The sequence below is a fragment of the Pseudomonas sp. RG1 genome, assembly GCF_025910115.1.
GTDB lineage: Bacteria > Pseudomonadota > Gammaproteobacteria > Pseudomonadales > Pseudomonadaceae > Aquipseudomonas > Aquipseudomonas atacamensis.
Window position 1 is genome coordinate 42,985 of sequence record NZ_JAPCIK010000001.1, and the last position, 18,606, is coordinate 61,590.

General features: G+C 60.5%; 15 protein-coding genes. 6 read left to right on the forward strand and 9 right to left on the reverse strand.

All coding sequences use genetic code 11. The annotated features are described in order from the left end of the window. Positions 1–2: 2 nt before the first annotated feature. Positions 3–263 (forward strand): accessory factor UbiK family protein, encoded by a 261-nt coding sequence (locus OK411_RS00225; RefSeq protein WP_264364242.1) that lies wholly within the window; start codon positions 3–5, stop codon positions 261–263. Positions 264–473: 210 nt separating this feature from the next. Here OK411_RS00225 and OK411_RS00230 read toward each other — a convergent pair whose 3' ends face one another. Further along, positions 474–743 (reverse strand): HigA family addiction module antitoxin, encoded by a 270-nt coding sequence (locus OK411_RS00230; protein ID WP_125916812.1) that lies wholly within the window; start codon positions 741–743, stop codon positions 474–476. Between the two features lie 252 nt (positions 744–995). On the opposite strand from OK411_RS00230, the gene OK411_RS00235 reads away from it, so the two are divergent. Continuing rightward, a complete protein-coding gene (locus tag OK411_RS00235) occupies positions 996–1,460 on the forward strand; it encodes a hypothetical protein (protein ID WP_073470953.1) in 465 nt (154 codons plus the stop codon). A 383-nt stretch (positions 1,461–1,843) separates the two neighbouring features. Continuing rightward, positions 1,844–3,337: a YifB family Mg chelatase-like AAA ATPase gene (locus OK411_RS00240; protein WP_110644495.1), complete on the forward strand. Its 1,494-nt coding sequence runs from the start codon at positions 1,844–1,846 to the stop codon at positions 3,335–3,337. On the opposite strand, the gene OK411_RS00245 is transcribed toward OK411_RS00240, so the two are convergent. From OK411_RS00245 to OK411_RS00255, 3 genes are all read right to left on the reverse strand, one after another. Further along, positions 3,334–4,548, reverse strand: a complete 1,215-nt coding sequence (locus OK411_RS00245) for an aldose 1-epimerase family protein (RefSeq protein WP_136493174.1) — start codon at positions 4,546–4,548, stop codon at positions 3,334–3,336. The two genes, OK411_RS00240 and OK411_RS00245, sit on opposite strands and share 4 nt — an antisense overlap. A 195-nt stretch (positions 4,549–4,743) precedes the next feature. Further along, positions 4,744–6,720, reverse strand: coding sequence for a methyl-accepting chemotaxis protein (locus tag OK411_RS00250; RefSeq protein ID WP_016772578.1), 1,977 nt, complete (start codon positions 6,718–6,720; stop codon positions 4,744–4,746). Between the two features lie 187 nt (positions 6,721–6,907). Next, positions 6,908–7,828: a LysR substrate-binding domain-containing protein gene (locus OK411_RS00255; protein ID WP_024014781.1), complete on the reverse strand. Its 921-nt coding sequence runs from the start codon at positions 7,826–7,828 to the stop codon at positions 6,908–6,910. A 159-nt stretch (positions 7,829–7,987) separates the two neighbouring features. On the opposite strand from OK411_RS00255, the gene OK411_RS00260 reads away from it, so the two are divergent. Beyond that, the gene (locus tag OK411_RS00260; RefSeq protein WP_264364243.1) at positions 7,988–9,382 is read left to right on the forward strand and encodes a NorM family multidrug efflux MATE transporter; all 1,395 of its coding nucleotides are present in this window, start codon (positions 7,988–7,990) and stop codon (positions 9,380–9,382) included. A gap of 78 nt (positions 9,383–9,460) precedes the next feature. Here OK411_RS00260 and OK411_RS00265 read toward each other — a convergent pair whose 3' ends face one another. After that, complete coding sequence (locus OK411_RS00265) at positions 9,461–11,131, reverse strand: putative bifunctional diguanylate cyclase/phosphodiesterase (protein WP_073470929.1); 1,671 nt, start codon at positions 11,129–11,131, stop codon at positions 9,461–9,463. A 272-nt stretch (positions 11,132–11,403) separates the two neighbouring features. Between OK411_RS00265 and rep the strand changes: the two genes are divergently transcribed. Together rep and OK411_RS00275 are read left to right on the forward strand one after the other, a co-directional pair. Next, entirely contained in the window at positions 11,404–13,413 is a 2,010-nt protein-coding gene (gene rep / locus OK411_RS00270; protein ID WP_016772574.1) for a DNA helicase Rep, read from the forward strand. Between the two features lie 57 nt (positions 13,414–13,470). Further along, a complete protein-coding gene (locus tag OK411_RS00275) occupies positions 13,471–14,043 on the forward strand; it encodes a xanthine phosphoribosyltransferase (protein ID WP_016772573.1) in 573 nt (190 codons plus the stop codon). Between the two features lie 132 nt (positions 14,044–14,175). On the opposite strand, the gene OK411_RS00280 is transcribed toward OK411_RS00275, so the two are convergent. The 4 genes from OK411_RS00280 to alr form a co-directional block, all read right to left on the reverse strand. After that, a complete protein-coding gene (locus OK411_RS00280) occupies positions 14,176–16,098 on the reverse strand; it encodes an acetyl-CoA hydrolase/transferase C-terminal domain-containing protein (RefSeq protein WP_136493176.1) in 1,923 nt (640 codons plus the stop codon). Positions 16,099–16,267: 169 nt separating this feature from the next. Further along, positions 16,268–16,681 (reverse strand): c-type cytochrome, encoded by a 414-nt coding sequence (locus OK411_RS00285; protein ID WP_039757383.1) that lies wholly within the window; start codon positions 16,679–16,681, stop codon positions 16,268–16,270. A 181-nt stretch (positions 16,682–16,862) separates the two neighbouring features. Then, entirely contained in the window at positions 16,863–17,411 is a 549-nt protein-coding gene (locus OK411_RS00290; protein ID WP_016772566.1) for a cupin domain-containing protein, read from the reverse strand. 88 nt (positions 17,412–17,499) lie between these two features. Further along, complete coding sequence (gene alr / locus OK411_RS00295) at positions 17,500–18,573, reverse strand: alanine racemase (RefSeq protein WP_051600813.1); 1,074 nt, start codon at positions 18,571–18,573, stop codon at positions 17,500–17,502. Positions 18,574–18,606 lie beyond the last annotated feature (33 nt).

The window sequence follows — 18,606 nt, forward strand, 5'->3', positions numbered from 1 at the left end:
CCATGCTCGCGCCCAAAGACTTCCTCGACGCCCTGAGCGGCACCGCCTCCCGCCTGTTCAGCGGCGATACCTCGCTGCCGAAAGCCGAAATCGAAAGCCAGTTCAAAATGCTGCTGCAAAGTGCCTTCAGCAAACTCGATCTGGTCAGCCGGGAAGAGTTTGATAGTCAGGTGGTGGTGTTGGCTCGCACGCGGGCCCGCCTCGAAAGCCTCGAAGCCAAAGTCGCCGAGATGGAAGCGAAACTGACACCGCCCGCCGAATAATCCGCGCCTCCTGGAGCTGCCGAAGGCTGCGATCTTCTGATCGATAGCCCTTCGACCATCCCGGCAACGTCCTACAACCTTAAATGACCGCCGTCCGATTGCGCCAAAAAGCCCAGGTTTCTAAGCTCATCTGATGCTGAATGTTCAGCAGCGGGTTTGGCGACCAGGGCAGGGCCATGGTGGAAAAGGGCTTCGCGGATGCTGCAATCGCTATAAGCCCGCATGCCGGAGCTGGGCCCTGCGCAAATCGTAAGTCGATTGGAGATTCATCCAGAACTCAGGCGTAGTGTTGAGATGAGTGGCAAGGCTGATTGCCAGATCGGTGCAGATCCTGAGCTGGCATTTCACAAGCTTTTCGATCTCACTTTCGGGCCAGTTCGTGGGCATGGCCAGATCCATGACAATCATGCCCAACGGCTCCATGAACTCCTTATTCAGAACCTCGCCCGGATGAATCGGGCGCATACCATTGCGGTTCATTTTTCGCCTCCAGAGGCTGCGTTGAGTGACCAAACTGGAGCATCCGATTCAGGAAAACAAGACCATCAAAACCGTTTGGCCGGCGTCCTACAACTAATAAGGCATAACCCTACGAGAATCAGCGTCTGCGCCTGATTCCGTGAGTTCTTGGCTGTGATTAGGCTGCTGGCTTTCGCCTGCGCCGGTCGATCCTATTCGTCGAGTTCCAGGCGATACACATTGATCGCCAGACACTCTGGTTCTGGATCCCTCTTGTCTCATTTGCTCAAGCTCAAAGAAAACACGCTGGTTCAGCATCCAGATGGTGGTTACATCTTTGGCACGATCCCCGATATGCCAAAATTCGGCTTGCCAGGCGGGAAGATTTATCTGCGGGTAGGTATTCACCGTCGAGCGAATAGTGGTTTTGGCGTAGTGCACATTTGGGAAGCCCATAGTGCCGATTTGCTCAAGCATGGTTGCCAGACTGCCGATGGGGTAGCAGCGATTGTTGCGAAAATGATCGTCCCGGGGGCACAAATCTATTGTGAGTTCAAAGAACAGCGATGTGGAAACAGGGTCGCGGTACTGAGGACATCTATGGGAACACTGATTCTTGAACCGCGACACGAGCGCGCCACAGGATTTGGTTACTTCGTGGTGACTTGGTACCCGCAAAAACGTGCACATGGCACGTTAGTGGGGCAGATACCACGAGCACCACCAAATCAGAAATAAAAAAAGGCGTCCGATGGACGCCTTTTAAGTATTTTTTGAGGAGTAGTCGCAGCGATTCTTTAGCTCCTGGCTTCACGGCCTTGGGTTCAGAATCCGACAGGCTAGCCCGCCGTCACTACTTCAGAGAAACCAGCTTTCTCTGCTGCCAAAAATGCGGGGGAGCTTTTGCTGGTGCCCAGTCCCGACGAATGCGCAGTTGCAGTCCTCGAACGGGATGATCCGTCAATGCCGGTCGAGAGTCAACGGTCCAATTCAGGCAAGCAATGACAGCCCATCGGGTCTTGATACGTCTTGTAAACCTCTATTTCAGCACTGAAACCCGGCTCAACTACCCTTCAAAAACCCGCAGGAAGCGGCTCCCCGATTCAGCTCAAGGAACGACCATGTCCCTCTCCATTGTCCACAGTCGCGCCCAGATTGGCGTGGAAGCCCCCGCTGTCACCGTCGAAGTCCATCTGGCCAACGGTCTGCCGTCGCTGACCATGGTCGGCCTGCCCGAGGCGGCGGTGAAGGAGAGCAAGGATCGGGTGCGCAGTGCGATCATCAATTCCGGGCTGCAATTTCCGGCGCGGCGGATCACCTTGAATCTGGCGCCGGCGGACCTGCCCAAGGATGGCGGGCGCTTCGATCTGGCGATTGCTTTGGGGATTCTGTCGGCCAGTGTGCAGGTGCCCTGCCTGACCCTGGATGAGGTGGAATGTCTCGGTGAATTGGCATTGTCCGGTGCTGTGCGACCAGTGCGTGGCGTGCTGCCGGCGGCACTGGCGGCGCGCAAGGCCGGGCGGGCGTTGGTGGTGCCTCGAGCGAATGCGGAAGAGGCGTGCCTGGCTTCGGGGCTGAAAGTGTTCGCAGTCGATCACTTGCTGGAAGCGGTGGCGCATTTCAATGGGCACACGCCGGTCGAGCCTTACGTTTCCGATGGTTTGATGCACGCTGCCAAACCCTATCCCGACCTTAACGAGGTGCAGGGGCAGACAGCCGCCAAACGCGCACTGCTGATTGCCGCAGCGGGGGCGCACAACTTGTTGTTCAGCGGGCCTCCGGGAACCGGCAAGACTCTGCTGGCCAGTCGTCTACCAGGATTATTGCCGCCGCTATCCGAATGCGAGGCGCTGGAAGTGGCAGCGATTCAATCGGTCGCCAGCGGGGTGCCTCTGACTCACTGGCCGCAACGCCCCTTCCGCCAACCGCACCATTCCGCTTCCGGGCCGGCATTGGTCGGTGGCAGTTCGAAACCGCAACCCGGCGAAATCACCCTCGCCCATCACGGCGTGCTGTTTCTCGATGAGTTGCCGGAGTTTGATCGCAAGGTTCTGGAAGTGCTGCGCGAGCCGTTGGAGTCCGGGCATATCGTCATCGCCCGGGCCAAGGATCGCGTACGTTTCCCCGCGCGATTTCAATTGGTGGCAGCGATGAATCCGTGTCCCTGTGGATATCTTGGCGAGCCCAGCGGCAAATGCTCGTGCACACCGGACATGGTCCAGCGCTATCGCAACAAACTGTCAGGGCCGCTGCTGGATCGGATTGATCTGCACCTGACCGTCGCGCGGGAGGCAACCGCATTGAATCCGGCAGCCAAGCCAGGCGAAAACAGCGCCAGCGCTGCGGCGTTGGTGGCCGAAGCGCGGGAGCGCCAGCAGAAACGTCAGGGCTGTGCCAATGCGTTTCTCGATCTGCCGGGGCTCAAGCGTCACTGCACGTTATCCACAGCCGATGAAAAATGGCTGGAAGCGGCCTGCGAGCGATTGATCCTGTCGCTGCGCTCGGCGCATCGCCTGCTCAAGGTCGCGCGCACGCTGGCGGATCTTGAACAGGCCGATGCGATTACCCGCGAGCATCTGGCCGAGGCACTGCAATACCGGCCGGCGACACCTTAATGCTCAGTCAGATCAACCAGCGGTGCCTGACGCACTTCAGTGTCGCGACCGGCCTGAATCTCGGTCACGCGCTTGAGGGCCTTGTCCACCGCCCCTTTGTCGGCCAGCAGGCTGTAGCTGATCTGGAACTGTTTATGTTCTTTTGGGGCAATGGTCGGCACCAGATTCAACGGCCGCTGATAGCGACGGTTGTAGGAAAAACTGGTTCCCGGCTCCAGCCCGGTGACGTAGCCCTGCCCTTGGGTGTCGGTGTTTTTCCACAGCGAAAACACTGGCAACTGCTGAGTGTTGAAGCCAACGGATACGCCGAGGCTACCGGCCTTGTTGTGCAGCACGGTGAGGGTGTCACCCTTGGCGTCCGCATACGGCACGACGTTGTAGACAGTTTCGTCGTAGTCCTTGGTTGGCCCGCGATAGGTCTGCCAGTCGGGCAGATCGCCCTTGGCCTTCTCGTTGAACGGCGACACCTGCTTCACCGGCGCAGCGAATTTTGCCCCTTGCTCAAGAAACGGCGTGCTGAAGTTGCTGTGATACAGCGCCTGATATTCCTTCGCATAGTCGCCGTTGTTGGTCAGGGTGTCGTTGAGGGCGAAGCTGGCGGTTCCCGGTTCGGTGACCAGTTCGGTGGCTACCGAGAAATCGACTTTCTTGAATGCCTGCTCTTTCAGCTCGCCACGCAGCGTGATGGCATACGGCGGCTTCTCGTCGATGTGCAAAGTGACGGTGCTGGCCGGGATGTTGGCGGCGCGACCGTGCAAGGTCAGCAATTCGCCGTTGTCCATGCCGGGATGGCCAACCCACTCATAACCGCAACGGGTCACCAGCTCATTGAAGCCTTCGAGCCAGCCCAGGCCACCGCGACCGTTGAGTTCGATGAACGCCGGGTTGACCACGTCCTTGACCGGCGAGTCCCAGCCCATGCGCACGTCGCCCACCGAGGCCTGCAACACGTTCATGCCACGGGTCGGCACTACCGAGAGTTTCATCGTGCCGTTATCGATATCGACAATGCTGACGCCCTCCTGACGACCGCCATGCAGGGTACGCAGGGTTACGGAAAACGGTTTGGCGGTTTTTACGCCGAGTTGCTCACTGGTGATCGTCCAGTTTTTTGCCGGAGTGTTGGCGTCGAGCAGGACATAGTCCCAGGCCATGGCGTGGGAAGCGGCAGAGAATGCGCCGAGGGCGACGAGGAGTTTGAGCGGGGTCATGGCAGCAGCCTTTATTGGAGTTGTGCCATTTTTATAGCGCTGCGGAAACGTTTCAGCAAGTCCAAAGAAGCGGTGGGAGAAAAGCATTCGCGAGCAGGCTCGCTCCAACATGGATTTCGGGCAGTCACAACATTTGTGAATCACACCAAAAACCGTGGGAGCGAGCCTGCTCGCGGTAGCTGTTTCAGAGACGCATCAACGGAAGCGATCAACCTCGGAACGCAGATCCGCCGCCAGCTTCTCCAGCTCTTTCGCGGTGACAGCCAGGTTCGAGACAACCTCGCGCTGCTCGCTGTTAGCCAAGGCGATGCTCTGCAAGTTGCTGCTCAGCAATGTGGCAGTGCTGCTTTGTTCCTGAGTGGCGGTGGTGATCGCGGCGAACTGCTGGCCTGCCGAACGGCTCTGCTCGTCAATCCGCGCCAGCGCCGAGGCTACATTGGCGTTGCGCGACAGGCCTTCCTGCATCAGCACGTTGCCCTGTTCCATGGTGCTGATCGCGTTGCCGGTTTCCTGTTGGATGCTGTGGATCATGCTGGAGATTTCATCGGTCGCCTGACGGGTACGCGAGGCGAGGCTGCGCACTTCGTCCGCGACCACGGCAAAACCGCGACCCTGCTCACCGGCACGCGCGGCTTCGATGGCGGCGTTAAGTGCCAACAGGTTGGTCTGCTCGGCGATCGAGGTGATCACACCGACAATGCCGCCGATTTCCTGAGAGCGCTGCCCCAGCGTGTTGATCACGCTGGCGGTGCTGTTCAGCGCGCCAGCGATCTGCTCCAGCGACGACGACGCCTCTTCCATCGAGCTGCGGCCGATCTGTGTCTGCTGAGCGTTTTCCTGCGCCAGGCGCTGGGTCGCGCCCATGTTGTCGGCAATGTTCAGCGAGGTGGCGCTGAACTCTTCCACGGCGCCGGCCATGCTGGTGATTTCGCCCGACTGCTGCTCCATGCCTTCATACGCACCGCCGGACAAACCGGACAGCGCCTGCGCACGGCTGTTGACCTCTTCCGAAGCGCGGCGGATGTGCTCGACCATGGTCGACAGCGCCTGGCTCATCTGGTTGAACGCGCGGGACAGCTGACCGATTTCATCGTGGCTCGATACGTTCAGCCGCACACTCAGATCACCCGCGCCCAAGGCTTCGGCCTGACGCACCAGATCGCCCAGCGGTGCGAGTTTGCTGCGCAGCAGCCAGACCACGGAACCGACCGCGAGCAACATCGCCAGCAGGCTGCCGATCGCCAGTTGCGTACCGACGCTCCAGGTCACCGCGCGGATCTCGGCTTTCGGCATGCTCGCCACCACCGACCACGGGCCACCTTCGAACGGCACGGCGATGCTGTAGAAGTCCTCACCCTTGTCGCTCCAGAACTCACCCTTGCCCGGGGTTTTCACCAGGTTGTTGATGGTCGGGGCGGCTTGATCCAGGTTTTCGACGCCGGCAATCGGCACCAGCCATTTGTTCTGCTCGTCGAGCAGCGCCAGCGAGCCGGTCTTGCCAATGCGGAAGCGCTTGAGATTGGCGAACTGCGCGTTCTGCGCATCGGTGTAGTCGAAGCCGACGTACAGCACGGCGATTATCTTGCCGCCCGCATCGCGCACCGGGGTGTACTGCGACATGTAGTAGCGCTCGAACAGCAACGAGCGGCCGACATAACTCTGCCCCGCCATCAGTTTCGCGTACGCCGGGTTGGCATGATCGAGCACGGTGCCGATGGCACGGGTGCCGTCCTGCTTGCTGACGTTGGTGCTGACGCGAATGAAGTCTTCGCCGCTGCGCACGAATACCGTGGCCACACCAGCGGTCATCTGCTTGAACTCGTCAACTTCCTTGAAGTTGTTGTTCAGCACCTCGTTGCCCAGATGCAAGCCCGGAGTCTGCACACCGGCCACGGTCACTGGCTGATCGGGGTGCACACTCAAACCACTGCCGAAGCGCTTTTCGAACAGCCCGCTCAGGCGCAGGGTGCTTTCGCGCAGCGTACCGTGAAAGGTACTCAGTTGATCGGCCAGCAGCCGGGCCTCACTGGCCAGATGCTCTTCACGGGTGGCGAGGTTGGCGGAATCCAGCGAACGCAAGGCGAACACCGTACTGCCGCTGATGACTATCGCCAGTATCACAGCAAGGGCAAGGCCCAGCTGCGAGGCGATCCGAGCACGAGGTTGAGACATGAACAGCTCCTGGCCGAGCCACCGAATCCTCCTTGATCGCGGTAATTGCCCGGAAAATATTCTAATAATGGGGGTAGCGCGGAACCGGCACGACGGTTCCACATGCTCGTAGTCGGCGGTAAAACCGAATACTTGAGCGGATTGCGTGGGTATGGCGCAGCAGTGGCATTGTGCCGGCTCGAACGTTTCAGCTCAAGCGCTCTACCGCCGGCAATTGCATGGCGCGGACTTCGCCTTGGAGAAAATCGCTGAGACGGCGCAAACGTTCACCTCCCGGACGCGGTTTCGGCCACACCAGGTAATAATTCAGGCCACTGGCGACGGCGGTTGGCCATGGCAGGCTCAAGCGTCCTTGCGCGACATCTTCGGCGACCATCAACAGATCACCCATCGAAACGCCGTAGCCGCGCGCCGCGGCGATCATGCCCAGTTCCAGCGTATCGAACACTTGTCCGCCCTTGAGCGAGACCTGATCGGACAGGCCCATGCGCTCCAGCCAACTGCGCCAGTCACGGCGATCCGGGGTCGGGTGCAGCAGTTCAGCCGTCGCCAGACGCGCTACATCCCAAGGTTGATCATTGAGCAGGTTCGGCGCGCCGACCGGAATCAATTCCTCGGGAAACAGCAGGCTCGCTTCCCAGTCCGGCGGGAAATGCCCGTCGCTGAGCAACACCGCGCAATCGAACGGTTCATTGTTGAAGTCCACCGAATCGATATCCATCCATGCGCTGGTCAGTTGCACCTCATTGCCCGGCTGCAAATGGCGGAAGCGACTCAACCGCGCCAGCAGCCAACGCATGGTCAGGGTCGATGGCGCTTTCATGCGCAGGATGTCGTCCTCGGCACGCAAGGTATTGCAGGCGCGCTCAAGGGCGGCAAAGCCTTCGCGGATACCGGGCAACAGCAGCCGCGCCGATTCCGTCAGTTGCAGGTTGCGCCCGCTGCGATGGAACAGCCGGCAGGCGAAGTGTTCTTCAAGAGTGCGCATGTGCCGACTGACCGCACTCTGGGTGATCGACAGTTCTTCCGCCGCGCGGGTAAACGAGCTGTGTCGCGCTGCAGCTTCGAATGCGCGCAGGGCATACAACGGCGGAAGGCGTCGGGACATACACAAAGCTCCAATAGCGGGGATACAGCCAATTCGGCAGGACGATTCAGGATGAGTATTAATCATGCCACCCATCCTTTTTATCCCTTTGTGCAAAGCCTGCCAAGCGCCGAGAATCGACGCTCTTCTGCTTCCTCTGATATTTGGGTGGTGATGACCATGCAGCATCCTGTGCGTACCGAACTCTGGGCCATTCTGCGGCTGGCGGGGCCGCTGATTGCTTCGCAGTTGGCGCACATGCTGATGGTGCTGACCGACACCCTGATGATGGCGCGCCTCAGCCCCGAAGCGCTGGCCGGTGGCGGCCTCGGTGCCGCGAGCTACTCGTTCGTGTCGATTTTCTGCATCGGCGTGATTGCAGCGGTCGGCACACTGGTGGCGATCCGTCAGGGTGCCGGCGACATCATCGGTGCCGCGCGCCTGACCCAGGCCGGGTTGTGGCTGGCCTGGCTTATGGCCCTCGGCGGAGGGCTGTTGTTGTGGAACCTCAAACCGGTGTTGCTGCTGTTCGGCCAAACCGAAACCAACGTCAACGCCGCCGGGCAATTTCTCATCGCCCTGCCCTTCGCCCTGCCCGGCTACCTGAGCTTCATGGCCCTGCGCGGTTTTACCAGTGCAATCGGCCGGGCGACGCCAGTGATGGTCATCAGCCTCGCCGGTACGGTGGCCAACTTCCTGCTCAACTACGCGCTGATCACCGGCATGTTCGGCCTGCCACAACTGGGCCTGACCGGTATCGGTCTGGTCACGGCGATTGTCGCCAACTGCATGGCACTGGCGCTGGCCTGGCATATCCGCCGGCATCCGGCGTATGACGCTTATCCGTTGCGCGCCGGCCTGTCGCGGCCGAACCGGCAATACCTGAAAGAACTGTGGCGTCTGGGCCTGCCGATTGGCGGCACCTATGCGGTGGAAGTCGGGCTGTTTGCCTTTGCCGCGTTGTGCATGGGCACCATGGGCAGTACGCAGATGGGCGCGCATCAAATCGCCCTGCAGATCGTGTCGGTGGCGTTCATGGTCCCGGCCGGGATGTCCTATGCCATCACCATGCGCGTCGGCCAACACTATGGCGCCGGGCAATTGGTCGATGCGCGCATGTCCGGGCGTGTCGGCATCACTTTCGGTGCCGTGGTGATGCTCGGCTTTGCCCTGGTGTTCTGGCTGTGGCCGAACCAGTTGGTCGGCCTGTTCCTCGACCACAACGATCCGGCGTTTGCCGAAGTGATCCGTCTGGCGGTGAGCCTGTTGGCAGTAGCGGCGTGGTTCGAGCTGTTCGACGGCACGCAGACGATTGCCATGGGCTGTATTCGTGGGCTCAAGGATGCCAAGACTACGTTTCTGGTGGGACTCGCTTGCTATTGGCTGATCGGCGCACCGGCGGCGTGGTGGATGGCGTTCCATCTCAATTGGGGACCAACTGGTGTCTGGTGGGGTCTGGCGTTGGGCCTGGCGTGCGCAGCGGTAAGCCTGACGCTGGCGTTCGAATGGAAGATGCAGCGGATGATTCGGCGCGAGCCAGTTGCAGAGAGGTTCGAGGCCATCGGCGCGGATTAAGATCAAAAGATCGAAGCCTTCGGCGGCTCCTACAAGGGAACACATTCCAAGGTAGGAGCTGCCGAAGGCTGCGATCTTTTAAATGGCTTCCACCGAAGCCTGCTGACTGGCTCCAAAGGTCAGATATTCCACCAACTCATCCAGCGGCAACGGTCGGCTGATCAGGTAACCCTGTACCTGATCGCAGCCGAACCCGCGCAACAACTCCAGTTGCTCCGGCGTCTCGACGCCCTCGGCGACCACTTCCAGGTGCAGGTTGTGCGCAAGGTTGATCATCGCGTGCACCAGTTTGCGGTTCTCTTCGCGCTGTTCCATGCCGCCGACAAAACTCTTGTCGATCTTCAGCAAGGTGATCGGCAGGCTGTTGAGGTGCACGAACGAGGAAAACCCGGTGCCGAAATCGTCCAGCGAGAAGCGCACACCGAGGCGGCCGAGGGCGTCCATGGTCTGCTTGACCAGATCGCTGCGCCGCATTACCGCGGTTTCGGTCAGTTCGAATTCCAACCACTGCGCCTCCACCCCACGTTCGGCAATCAGGCGGCTGAGCGTCGGCAGCAACTGGCTGTCCTGGAACTGGCGGAACGACAGATTGATCGCCATGTGCAGCGCCGGCAGCCCCTGCTCGCGCAACGCCTGCATATCGCGCAAGGCGCGGGAAATCACCCAGTAGCCCAGCGGCACGATCAGCCCGCTCTGCTCGGCCAGCGGCACGAACTCGCTCGGTGGCAACAGACCGCGCTCGCCATGACGCCAGCGCACCAGCGCTTCGAGGCCGACAATCTGGCCGTCTTCAAGATTCAGGCGTGGCTGGTAATGCAGTTCCAGCTCATCGCGGCGCAAGGCCCGGCGCAGCTCGCTTTCGAGGTCGGCCATGCTCCGCGCGTTGCGGTTGATGCGTTCGTTGAAGATATGAAAAGTGCAGCCCTGTGTGCTCTTGGCCTGCTGCATGGCGATATGGGCGTGCCACATCAGTGGATCGGCACCGCCATTGGCGCGGGCATGGGCGATGCCGAGGCTGGAACCGATCAGCAGGCTCTCGCCGTCGACCCAATAAGGTTCGGCCAACGCCTCAGTAATGCGTTCGGCCATCCACTCGGCGCGTTGCGGTGCACGACGGGTATCGATCAGCAGAGCGAATTCATCGCTGCCCAGCCGTGCCAGTTGATCGCCGGCCTCCAGCTGACTTTTCAGCCGCGCGACCACTTGCAGGATCAGGCGATCGCCGGCCTGATGACCAAGGGCATCGTTGGCATGGCGAAAATTGTCGAGATCGAGATGGCCGAGGGCGAGACCGCGACCGTCGCCTTCGGCAAGACGCGCAGTAAGCAGGGTCTGAAAGCCCTGGCGATTGGCGATGCCAGTCAGCGGATCCTGTTCGGCGAGACGCTGGAGAGTGTTTTCCAGCACGCCGCGCTCGCGCACATGGCGCAGGCAGCGCTGGAGCATGCCGGCGTCGAGGGCGTCGAATACCAGCCAGTCGCTGACACCGACCGGCGCGGTGGCCGGTTCGTGTTCAAGCAGCAGAACGGTCGGCAGGCTGCAACGCCCGGGCGCCGGTTGCAACGCCGGCAGGGTCAGCAGCACCGCGTGGCGGTTGTCCTCGAACAGGCGGCTGACCGAATCCCAGTTCGGCGCGCTGATCAGCACCGCCGCGCTCCCCATCGGAGCCAGACACTCACGCAACAACGCTGTCCACGCTGGCTCTTCGGCCAGTAGCAGCAAACGCAAGGGTTCGACAGGCGTAGACAAGCTGACTCCCTAGACTCTGCAATGATGTAGGCGGGGCATTATGCCGGTGTGCTGAACAATGACCAATGCGTTGTCTGATGACAACGGCATCGAAACGTTATTTTGTGTCACGAATGAGAACATTAGCCGCAAAATCCCCGCGTATCCTGCGTGAAAGTAACAAAAGCGGCAAATCTGAATCGCGTGCTGCGTCACAAGTCGGACAGAGCAGCAGAAATCGCTGAGCCTGTTAAAATGCCGGCCCATTTCGTCAACGACTCCCGAATTTTCGTATGTCCCGACTCAATCCCCGGCAGCAAGAAGCCGTGAACTACGTCGGCGGCCCTCTATTGGTGCTCGCCGGTGCTGGCTCCGGCAAGACCAGCGTGATCACGCGCAAGATCGCGCACCTGATCCAGAACTGCGGCATCCGCGCCCAGTACATCGTCGCCATGACCTTTACCAACAAGGCCGCGCGCGAGATGAAAGAGCGGGTCGGCACCCTGTTGCGTGCCGGCGAAGGCCGTGGCCTGACCGTCTGCACCTTCCACAACCTGGGCCTGAACATCATCCGCAAGGAGCATGCGCGGCTGGGCTACAAACCCGGTTTCTCGATCTTCGACGAGACCGACGTCAAAGCCCTGATGACCGACATCATGCAGAAGGAATACGCAGGCGACGACGGCGTCGACGAGATCAAGAACATGATCGGCGCCTGGAAAAACGACCTGATCCTGCCGGCCCAGGCCTTGGAAAACGCGCGCAATCCCAAGGAGCAGACCGCCGCCATCGTCTACACCCACTATCAGCGCACGCTCAAGGCGTTCAACGCGGTGGACTTCGATGACCTGATCCTGCTGCCGGTAAAGCTCTTCGAAGAGCACGCCGACATTCTCGAAAAGTGGCAGAACAAGGTCCGTTACCTGCTGGTCGATGAATACCAGGACACCAACGCCAGTCAGTATCTGTTGGTGAAGATGCTCATCGGCAAGCGCAACCAGTTCACCGTGGTGGGCGATGATGACCAGTCGATCTACGCCTGGCGTGGCGCGCGCCCGGAAAACCTGATGCTGCTCAAGGACGACTATCCGTCCTTGAAAGTGGTGATGCTGGAGCAGAACTACCGCTCCACCAGCCGCATCCTGCGCTGCGCCAACGTGCTGATCTCGAACAACCCGCACGAATTCGAAAAACAGCTGTGGAGCGAGATGGGCCACGGCGACGAGATCCGCGTGATCCGCTGCCGCAACGAGGACGCCGAAGCCGAGCGCGTGGCCATGGAAATCCTCAGCCTGCACTTGCGCACCGACCGCCCGTACAGCGATTTCGCCATTCTTTATCGCGGTAACTACCAGGCCAAGCTGATCGAATTGAAGCTGCAACACCATCAGGTGCCGTATCGCCTGAGCGGCGGCAACAGCTTCTTCGGTCGTCAGGAAGTGAAGGACCTGATGGCCTACTTCCGCCTGATCGTAAACCCGGATGACGACAACGCCTTCCTGCGCGTGATCAACGTGCCGCGTCGCGAGATCGGCTCGACCACCCTGGAAAAGCTCGGCAACTACGCCACCGAGCGCAAGATCTCGATGTACGCCGCCACCGACGAAATTGGCCTCGGCGAACATCTCGACAGCCGCTTCACCGATCGCCTGGCGCGCTTCAAGCGCTTCATGGACAAGGTCCGCGAGCAGTGCGCCGGCGAAGATCCGATCTCGGCGCTGCGCAGCATGGTCATGGACATCGACTACGAGAACTGGCTGCGCACCAACAGCTCCAGCGACAAGGCTGCGGACTACCGCATGGGCAACGTCTGGTTCCTCATCGAGGCGTTGAAAAACACTCTCGAGAAGGACGAGGACGGCGAAATGACCGTCGAAGACGCCATCGGCAAACTGGTGCTGCGTGACATGCTCGAGCGCCAGCAGGAAGAAGAGGACGGTGCCGAAGGTGTGCAGATGATGACGCTGCATGCGTCCAAAGGGCTGGAATTTCCCTACGTGTTCATCATGGGCATGGAAGAGGAAATCCTCCCGCACCGTTCCAGCATCGAAGCCGACACCATCGAAGAAGAACGCCGCCTGGCCTATGTGGGCATCACCCGCGCCCGCCAGACCCTGGCCTTCACCTTCGCAGCCAAGCGCAAGCAGTACGGTGAAATCATCGACTGCGCGCCGAGTCGCTTTCTGGATGAACTGCCGCCGGACGATCTGGCCTGGGAAGGCAACGACGACACCCCAACTGAAGTCAAAGCCGTGCGTGGCAATAGCGCATTGGCCGACATACGCGCGATGTTAAAGCGCTAGAATCGACTACTTTTTAATCTACCTTCGGCGCCCATCGCGCCAACAGAGGAAGCTGTTGTGGAAGCACTGCACAAAAAAATCCGCGAAGAAGGCATCGTGCTTTCCGATCAGGTCCTGAAAGTCGACGCTTTCCTGAACCACCAGATCGACCCGGCCCTGATGAAGCTGATCGGTGACGAATTCGCCGCGCTCTTCAAGGATTCGGGGATCACCAAGATCGTCACCATCGAAGCTTCGGGCATCGCCCCGGCGATCATGACCGGTCTGAACCTCGGCGTGCCGGTGATCTTCGCCCGCAAGCAACAGTCGCTGACCCTGACTGAAAACCTGCTCTCGGCGACCGTCTACTCGTTCACCAAGAAGACCGAAAGCACCGTGGCCATCTCCCCGCGCCACCTGACCAGCAGCGACCGCGTGCTGATCATTGACGACTTCCTGGCCAACGGTAAGGCCTCGCAAGCGCTGATCTCGATCATCAAACAGGCCGGCGCCACCGTTGCCGGTCTGGGCATCGTCATCGAAAAGTCGTTCCAGGGCGGCCGCGCCGAACTGGACTCGCAGGGCTACCGCGTCGAGTCGCTGGCTCGCGTGCAATCGCTGAAGGATGGCGTCGTTACCTTCATCGAGTAACCAGCGGCACCGAGTTACCCCTGTGGGAGCGAGCCTGCTCGCGAAAGCGGTGTGTCAGTCACCCTGTTGAGTGAATGACACACCGCTTTCGCGAGCAGGCTCGCTCCCACAGTGGGTTCTGGGGGTGGTCAGTTACTGTGCGGTAGCTTTCAGGCCTGTGAGCAGCAGGCGTTGGAAAAGGTCCTCCTTCAGGCCCTCCGGATTCGTCAGTTGCATCCGCTCAAGATGTTCCGGGAACACTGAGGCCTCCGGCGCATCCAGCGCTGCCTTGCCCAAGTCGAGAATCTCGGTCAGCTTGAACTTGCTCTTCAGCCAGTTCAGCGCCCGCAGCAGATCCCGTTCGATGGCGGTGAAATCACACCCCAGCGGATACTCCGGAAACAGGTTCGGATGCCGTGCGGCAATCGCCTGCAAGCGTTGCGGTGTGTTGTCGGCAAACCGTGGATCGAGACGGAAGTCCTTCGGCAGCTTGCCGACTGTCTGCGCCTGTTCGATCAGTCCCGGCTGGAACCGCGAGTCGCTGATATTGAGCAACGCTTCGATCACCGCCGCGTCGGTTTTGCCGCGCAGGTCGGCGATGCCGTACTCGGTGACGACGATGTCGCGCAGGTGCCGCGGGATCGTGCAGTGGCCGTAGTCCCAGACGATATTGGAGCTGACCTCGCCGCCGGACTCGCGCCAGCTGCGCAGGATCAACATTGATCGCGCGCCCTCCAGCGCGTGGCCCTGAGCAACAAAGTTGTACTGGCCGCCTACCCCGCTGAGCACGCGTCCGTCCGCCAATTGATCAGCCACGCCGGCGCCGAGCAGAGTCATGGTGAACACGGTGTTGATGAAGCGCGCATCGATGCGCTGCAAGCGCTTGAGCTCTTCCTGGCCGTACAGCTCGTTGATGTAGCTGATGCGGGTCATGTTGAATTCCAGCAGCTTGCTTTGCGGCAACTCGCGCAGCCGCTCATAAAAACTGCGCGGGCCAAGGAAGAAGCCGCCGTGCACCGAGATACCGTCGGGCTGCGCGGCTTCGTCGAGGGTACCGGCGTTGGCCTGCTGCTGAGTCGGCACATCCGGATAGACCTTGCGCCGAATGATCCCGGCATCCGCCAATACCAACAGCCCGTTGACGAACATCTCGCTGCAACCGTAAAGGCCTTTGGCAAATGGCGCGGTGCCGCCCTCGCGCTGGATCAATTGCGCCCATTGGCTGAGGTTGATGTCATCGAGCAACGCCTGATAACCGGCGTTATCGGCCTGACGGGCAAGTAGCGCAGCAGTCAACGCATCGCCCATCGAACCGATACCAATCTGCAATGTACCGCCATCGCGCACCAGCGTGCTCGCATGCAAGCCAATGAAATGATCCTGAAACCCCACCGGCATGTTCGGCGTGGAAAACAGCGTGCTGCTGTCCTTTTCGTCGATCAGCAGATCAAACGTGTCGATATCCACTTCCGCATCGCCGGGCATGTACGGCAGATCCGTATGCACCTGGCCGACCAGCACAATGGTCTCCCCCGCCTCGCGGCGCTTGGCGATCATCGGCAACAGGTCGAGGGTGATGTCCGGGTTGCAGCTCAGGCTTAAGCGATCAGGGTGTTCGCTGCTGCTGGCGAGCAATTGCGCCACCAGATTGAGACCCGCTGCGTTGATGTCGCGAGCGGCATGGCTGTAATTGCTGCTGACGTAATCCTGCTGCGCCGACGCGCTGTTGAGCAGACTACCGGGTTGCATGAAGAACTGCTGGATGCGGATGTTGGCGGGCAGGCTATCGCGCTGCAGATCGGCGAGGAAATCGAACTCCGGATAATCACCAAACACGCGCTCGACGAAGGGCTCGATAAAGCGCTTCTGCAAGCCATCGCCCAGATTCGGCCGACCGAGGCACAGCGCGGTATAGATCGTCAGCTGCCGCTCGGGCAGGTCCTTGATGCGCCGGTACAGCGCGTTGACGAAGTGATTCGGCTTGCCCAACCCCAGCGGCAGGCCCATGTGGATGTGCGCAGGCAAACGCGCCAGCACATCGTCCACCGCCTGTTCGATCGAACACAACTGCACCATCTGAAGCCTCCCGCCCGTTCCGTTGATAGGGGTAGACCGAGATTGCCTTGAGTTTGCTGCAAAGGACAGCATTTGGTTTGGAGGGATCAGGGCCTGAATGAATCGGAAACCAGAAACCACAGGCACAAAAAAACCGTCCGAAGACGGTTTTTTTCAAAGCCGGCGCTGATTACAGACCGGACATCTCTTTGATCGCGCCCTTGAGCTCTTCATCGGAGCAATCGGCGCAGGTGCCTTTTGGCGGCATGGCGTTGATGCCGGTGATGGCCTTGGCGAGGATGCCGTCCAGACCACCCTGATGATCGGCGCGCTCCTTCCAGGCTGCCTTGTCGCCGATCTTCGGCGCGCCGAGCAGGCCCGTGCCGTGACAAGCGTTGCAGTGCTTGGCGATCACGTCTTTAGGGGCCTTTGCTCCGCCGCCCCCGCCAGCGGTAGCAGCCACTTCCATACCCTTGCATTCCTGCCCTTGAACACACACCTGGCCGACGGGCTCGAGGCGTTTGGCGATGTCGTCATTTGTCGCAGCTTGAGCGCTGACAGCCCAGAGGGCCAGTACGGTTGCTGGTGCAGCCAGCATTTTCATAATTAGGTTCACGCGTTCACCCTCAATGGTGGCTATTCACGCCTGCGGCCACGGTTCGCAGGCGGGCGCAAGTATAGCGGGTAGGCCGCTGTACTGAAACAACCCCATGGTTAGAGGGGTCTTGTTGCCCATCGGTAAATCGGTTCGGGCACCTTCGCCGCCATGGCCTGGCGCCTTCTGCTTAAAAATTCGCCGGAGTGGCTGCGCTGATTAGTCGCGCCGGCACGTCGAACGGGTTACGGAAACGATGCGGCTTGGTACTTTCAAAATAGTAGCTGTCGCCGGCTTCGAGGATAAAAGTTTCCAGTCCCACCACCAGTTCGAGGCGGCCTTCCACCAGAATCCCGGTTTCCTCGCCCTCGTGGGTGAGCATTTCTTCGCCGGTGTCGGCGCCCGGCGGGTAGATTTCGTTGAGGAAGGCGATGGCGCGGCTCGGGTGGGCGCGGCCGACCAGTTTCATGGTCACGGCGCCGTCGGAGATGTCGATCAGCTCATTGGCCTTGTAGACGATCTGGGTCGGTTGGTCCTGCAGGATCTCTTCGGAAAAGAACTCGACCATCGACATGGGAATGCCGCCGAGCACCTTTCTCAGCGAACTGATCGAAGGGCTGACGCTGTTCTTTTCGATCATCGAAATGGTGCTGTTGGTGACGCCCGCGCGTTTGGCGAGTTCACGCTGGGAAAGCCCTTTGAGCTTGCGGATCGATTGCAGTCGTTCACCGACGTCCAAGGCGGGAGCCTCCTGATGTTGTAAGAATATTGAGCGTTATCATGGCGACAGCGTTCAGTATTTACAACAGCTGGCCCCCGCAGCGGCGTCAACCCTCGGAATAGAGCCTTGGCACCCGTTTCAGGTTGCAGAAGATCTGATACGGGATGGTATCGGCCCACTTTGCCACGTCGCTGGCGAGGATGTTTTTACCCCACAGCTCGACAGTTGAACCAAGCCCCGCTTCCGCTACGTCGGTCAGATCGATGCAGAGCATGTCCATCGACACGCGCCCCAGCAGGCGGCTGGGTTTGCCCGCCACCAGCACGGGTGTGCCGGTCGGCGCCTGACGCGGGTAACCGTCGGCGTAGCCCATGGCGACCACGCCGATGCGCATTGGCTTGTCGGTGATGAACCTGGCGCCATAGCCGATCGGTTCGCCGGCCGGCAATTCACGCACACTGATGACTTTCGATTCGAGGGTCATCACCGGTTGCAGGCGTTCAGCGACGGCGTTGGCTTCTTCGAACGGGGTCGCGCCGTAGAGCATGATGCCCGGGCGTACCCAATCGCTTTGGATTTCTGGCCATCCGAGCACCGCTGGCGAGTTGCGCAGGCTGACTTCCGCCGCCAGACCCTGACGCGCCGCTTCGAACACCGCGACCTGCTCGGCACTGCTTTGCGCATGCAGTTCATCGGCGCGGGCGAAGTGGCTCATCAACACGATTTTTGCCACTTTGCCGCTGGCCAGCAGACGCTGATAGGCCGCTGGGTAGTCTTTCGGATGCAGGCCGACGCGGTGCATGCCGGAATCGAGCTTGAGCCATACCGTGATCGGTTTGCTCAGGACTGCCTGCTCGATCGCTTCGAGCTGCCACAGCGAATGCACCACGCACCAGAAATCATGCTCGACGATCAACGCCAGCTCATCGGCTTCGAAGAAGCCTTCCAGCAGCAATACCGGCGCGCGAATCCCGGCGGAACGCAGCTCCAGTGCTTCTTCAATGCAGGCCACCGCAAACCCGTCAGCCTCGGCTTCCAGCGCCTGGGCGCAACGTACCGCGCCATGGCCATAGGCGTCCGCCTTGATCACCGCGAGCGCCTTGGCGCCGGTGACTTCACGGGCAATTCGGTAGTTGTGACGCAGGGCTTGAAGGTCGATCAGGGCACGGGCAGGACGCATGGCGGCAGACTTCTGGGCGGTCATGGGAAGAAA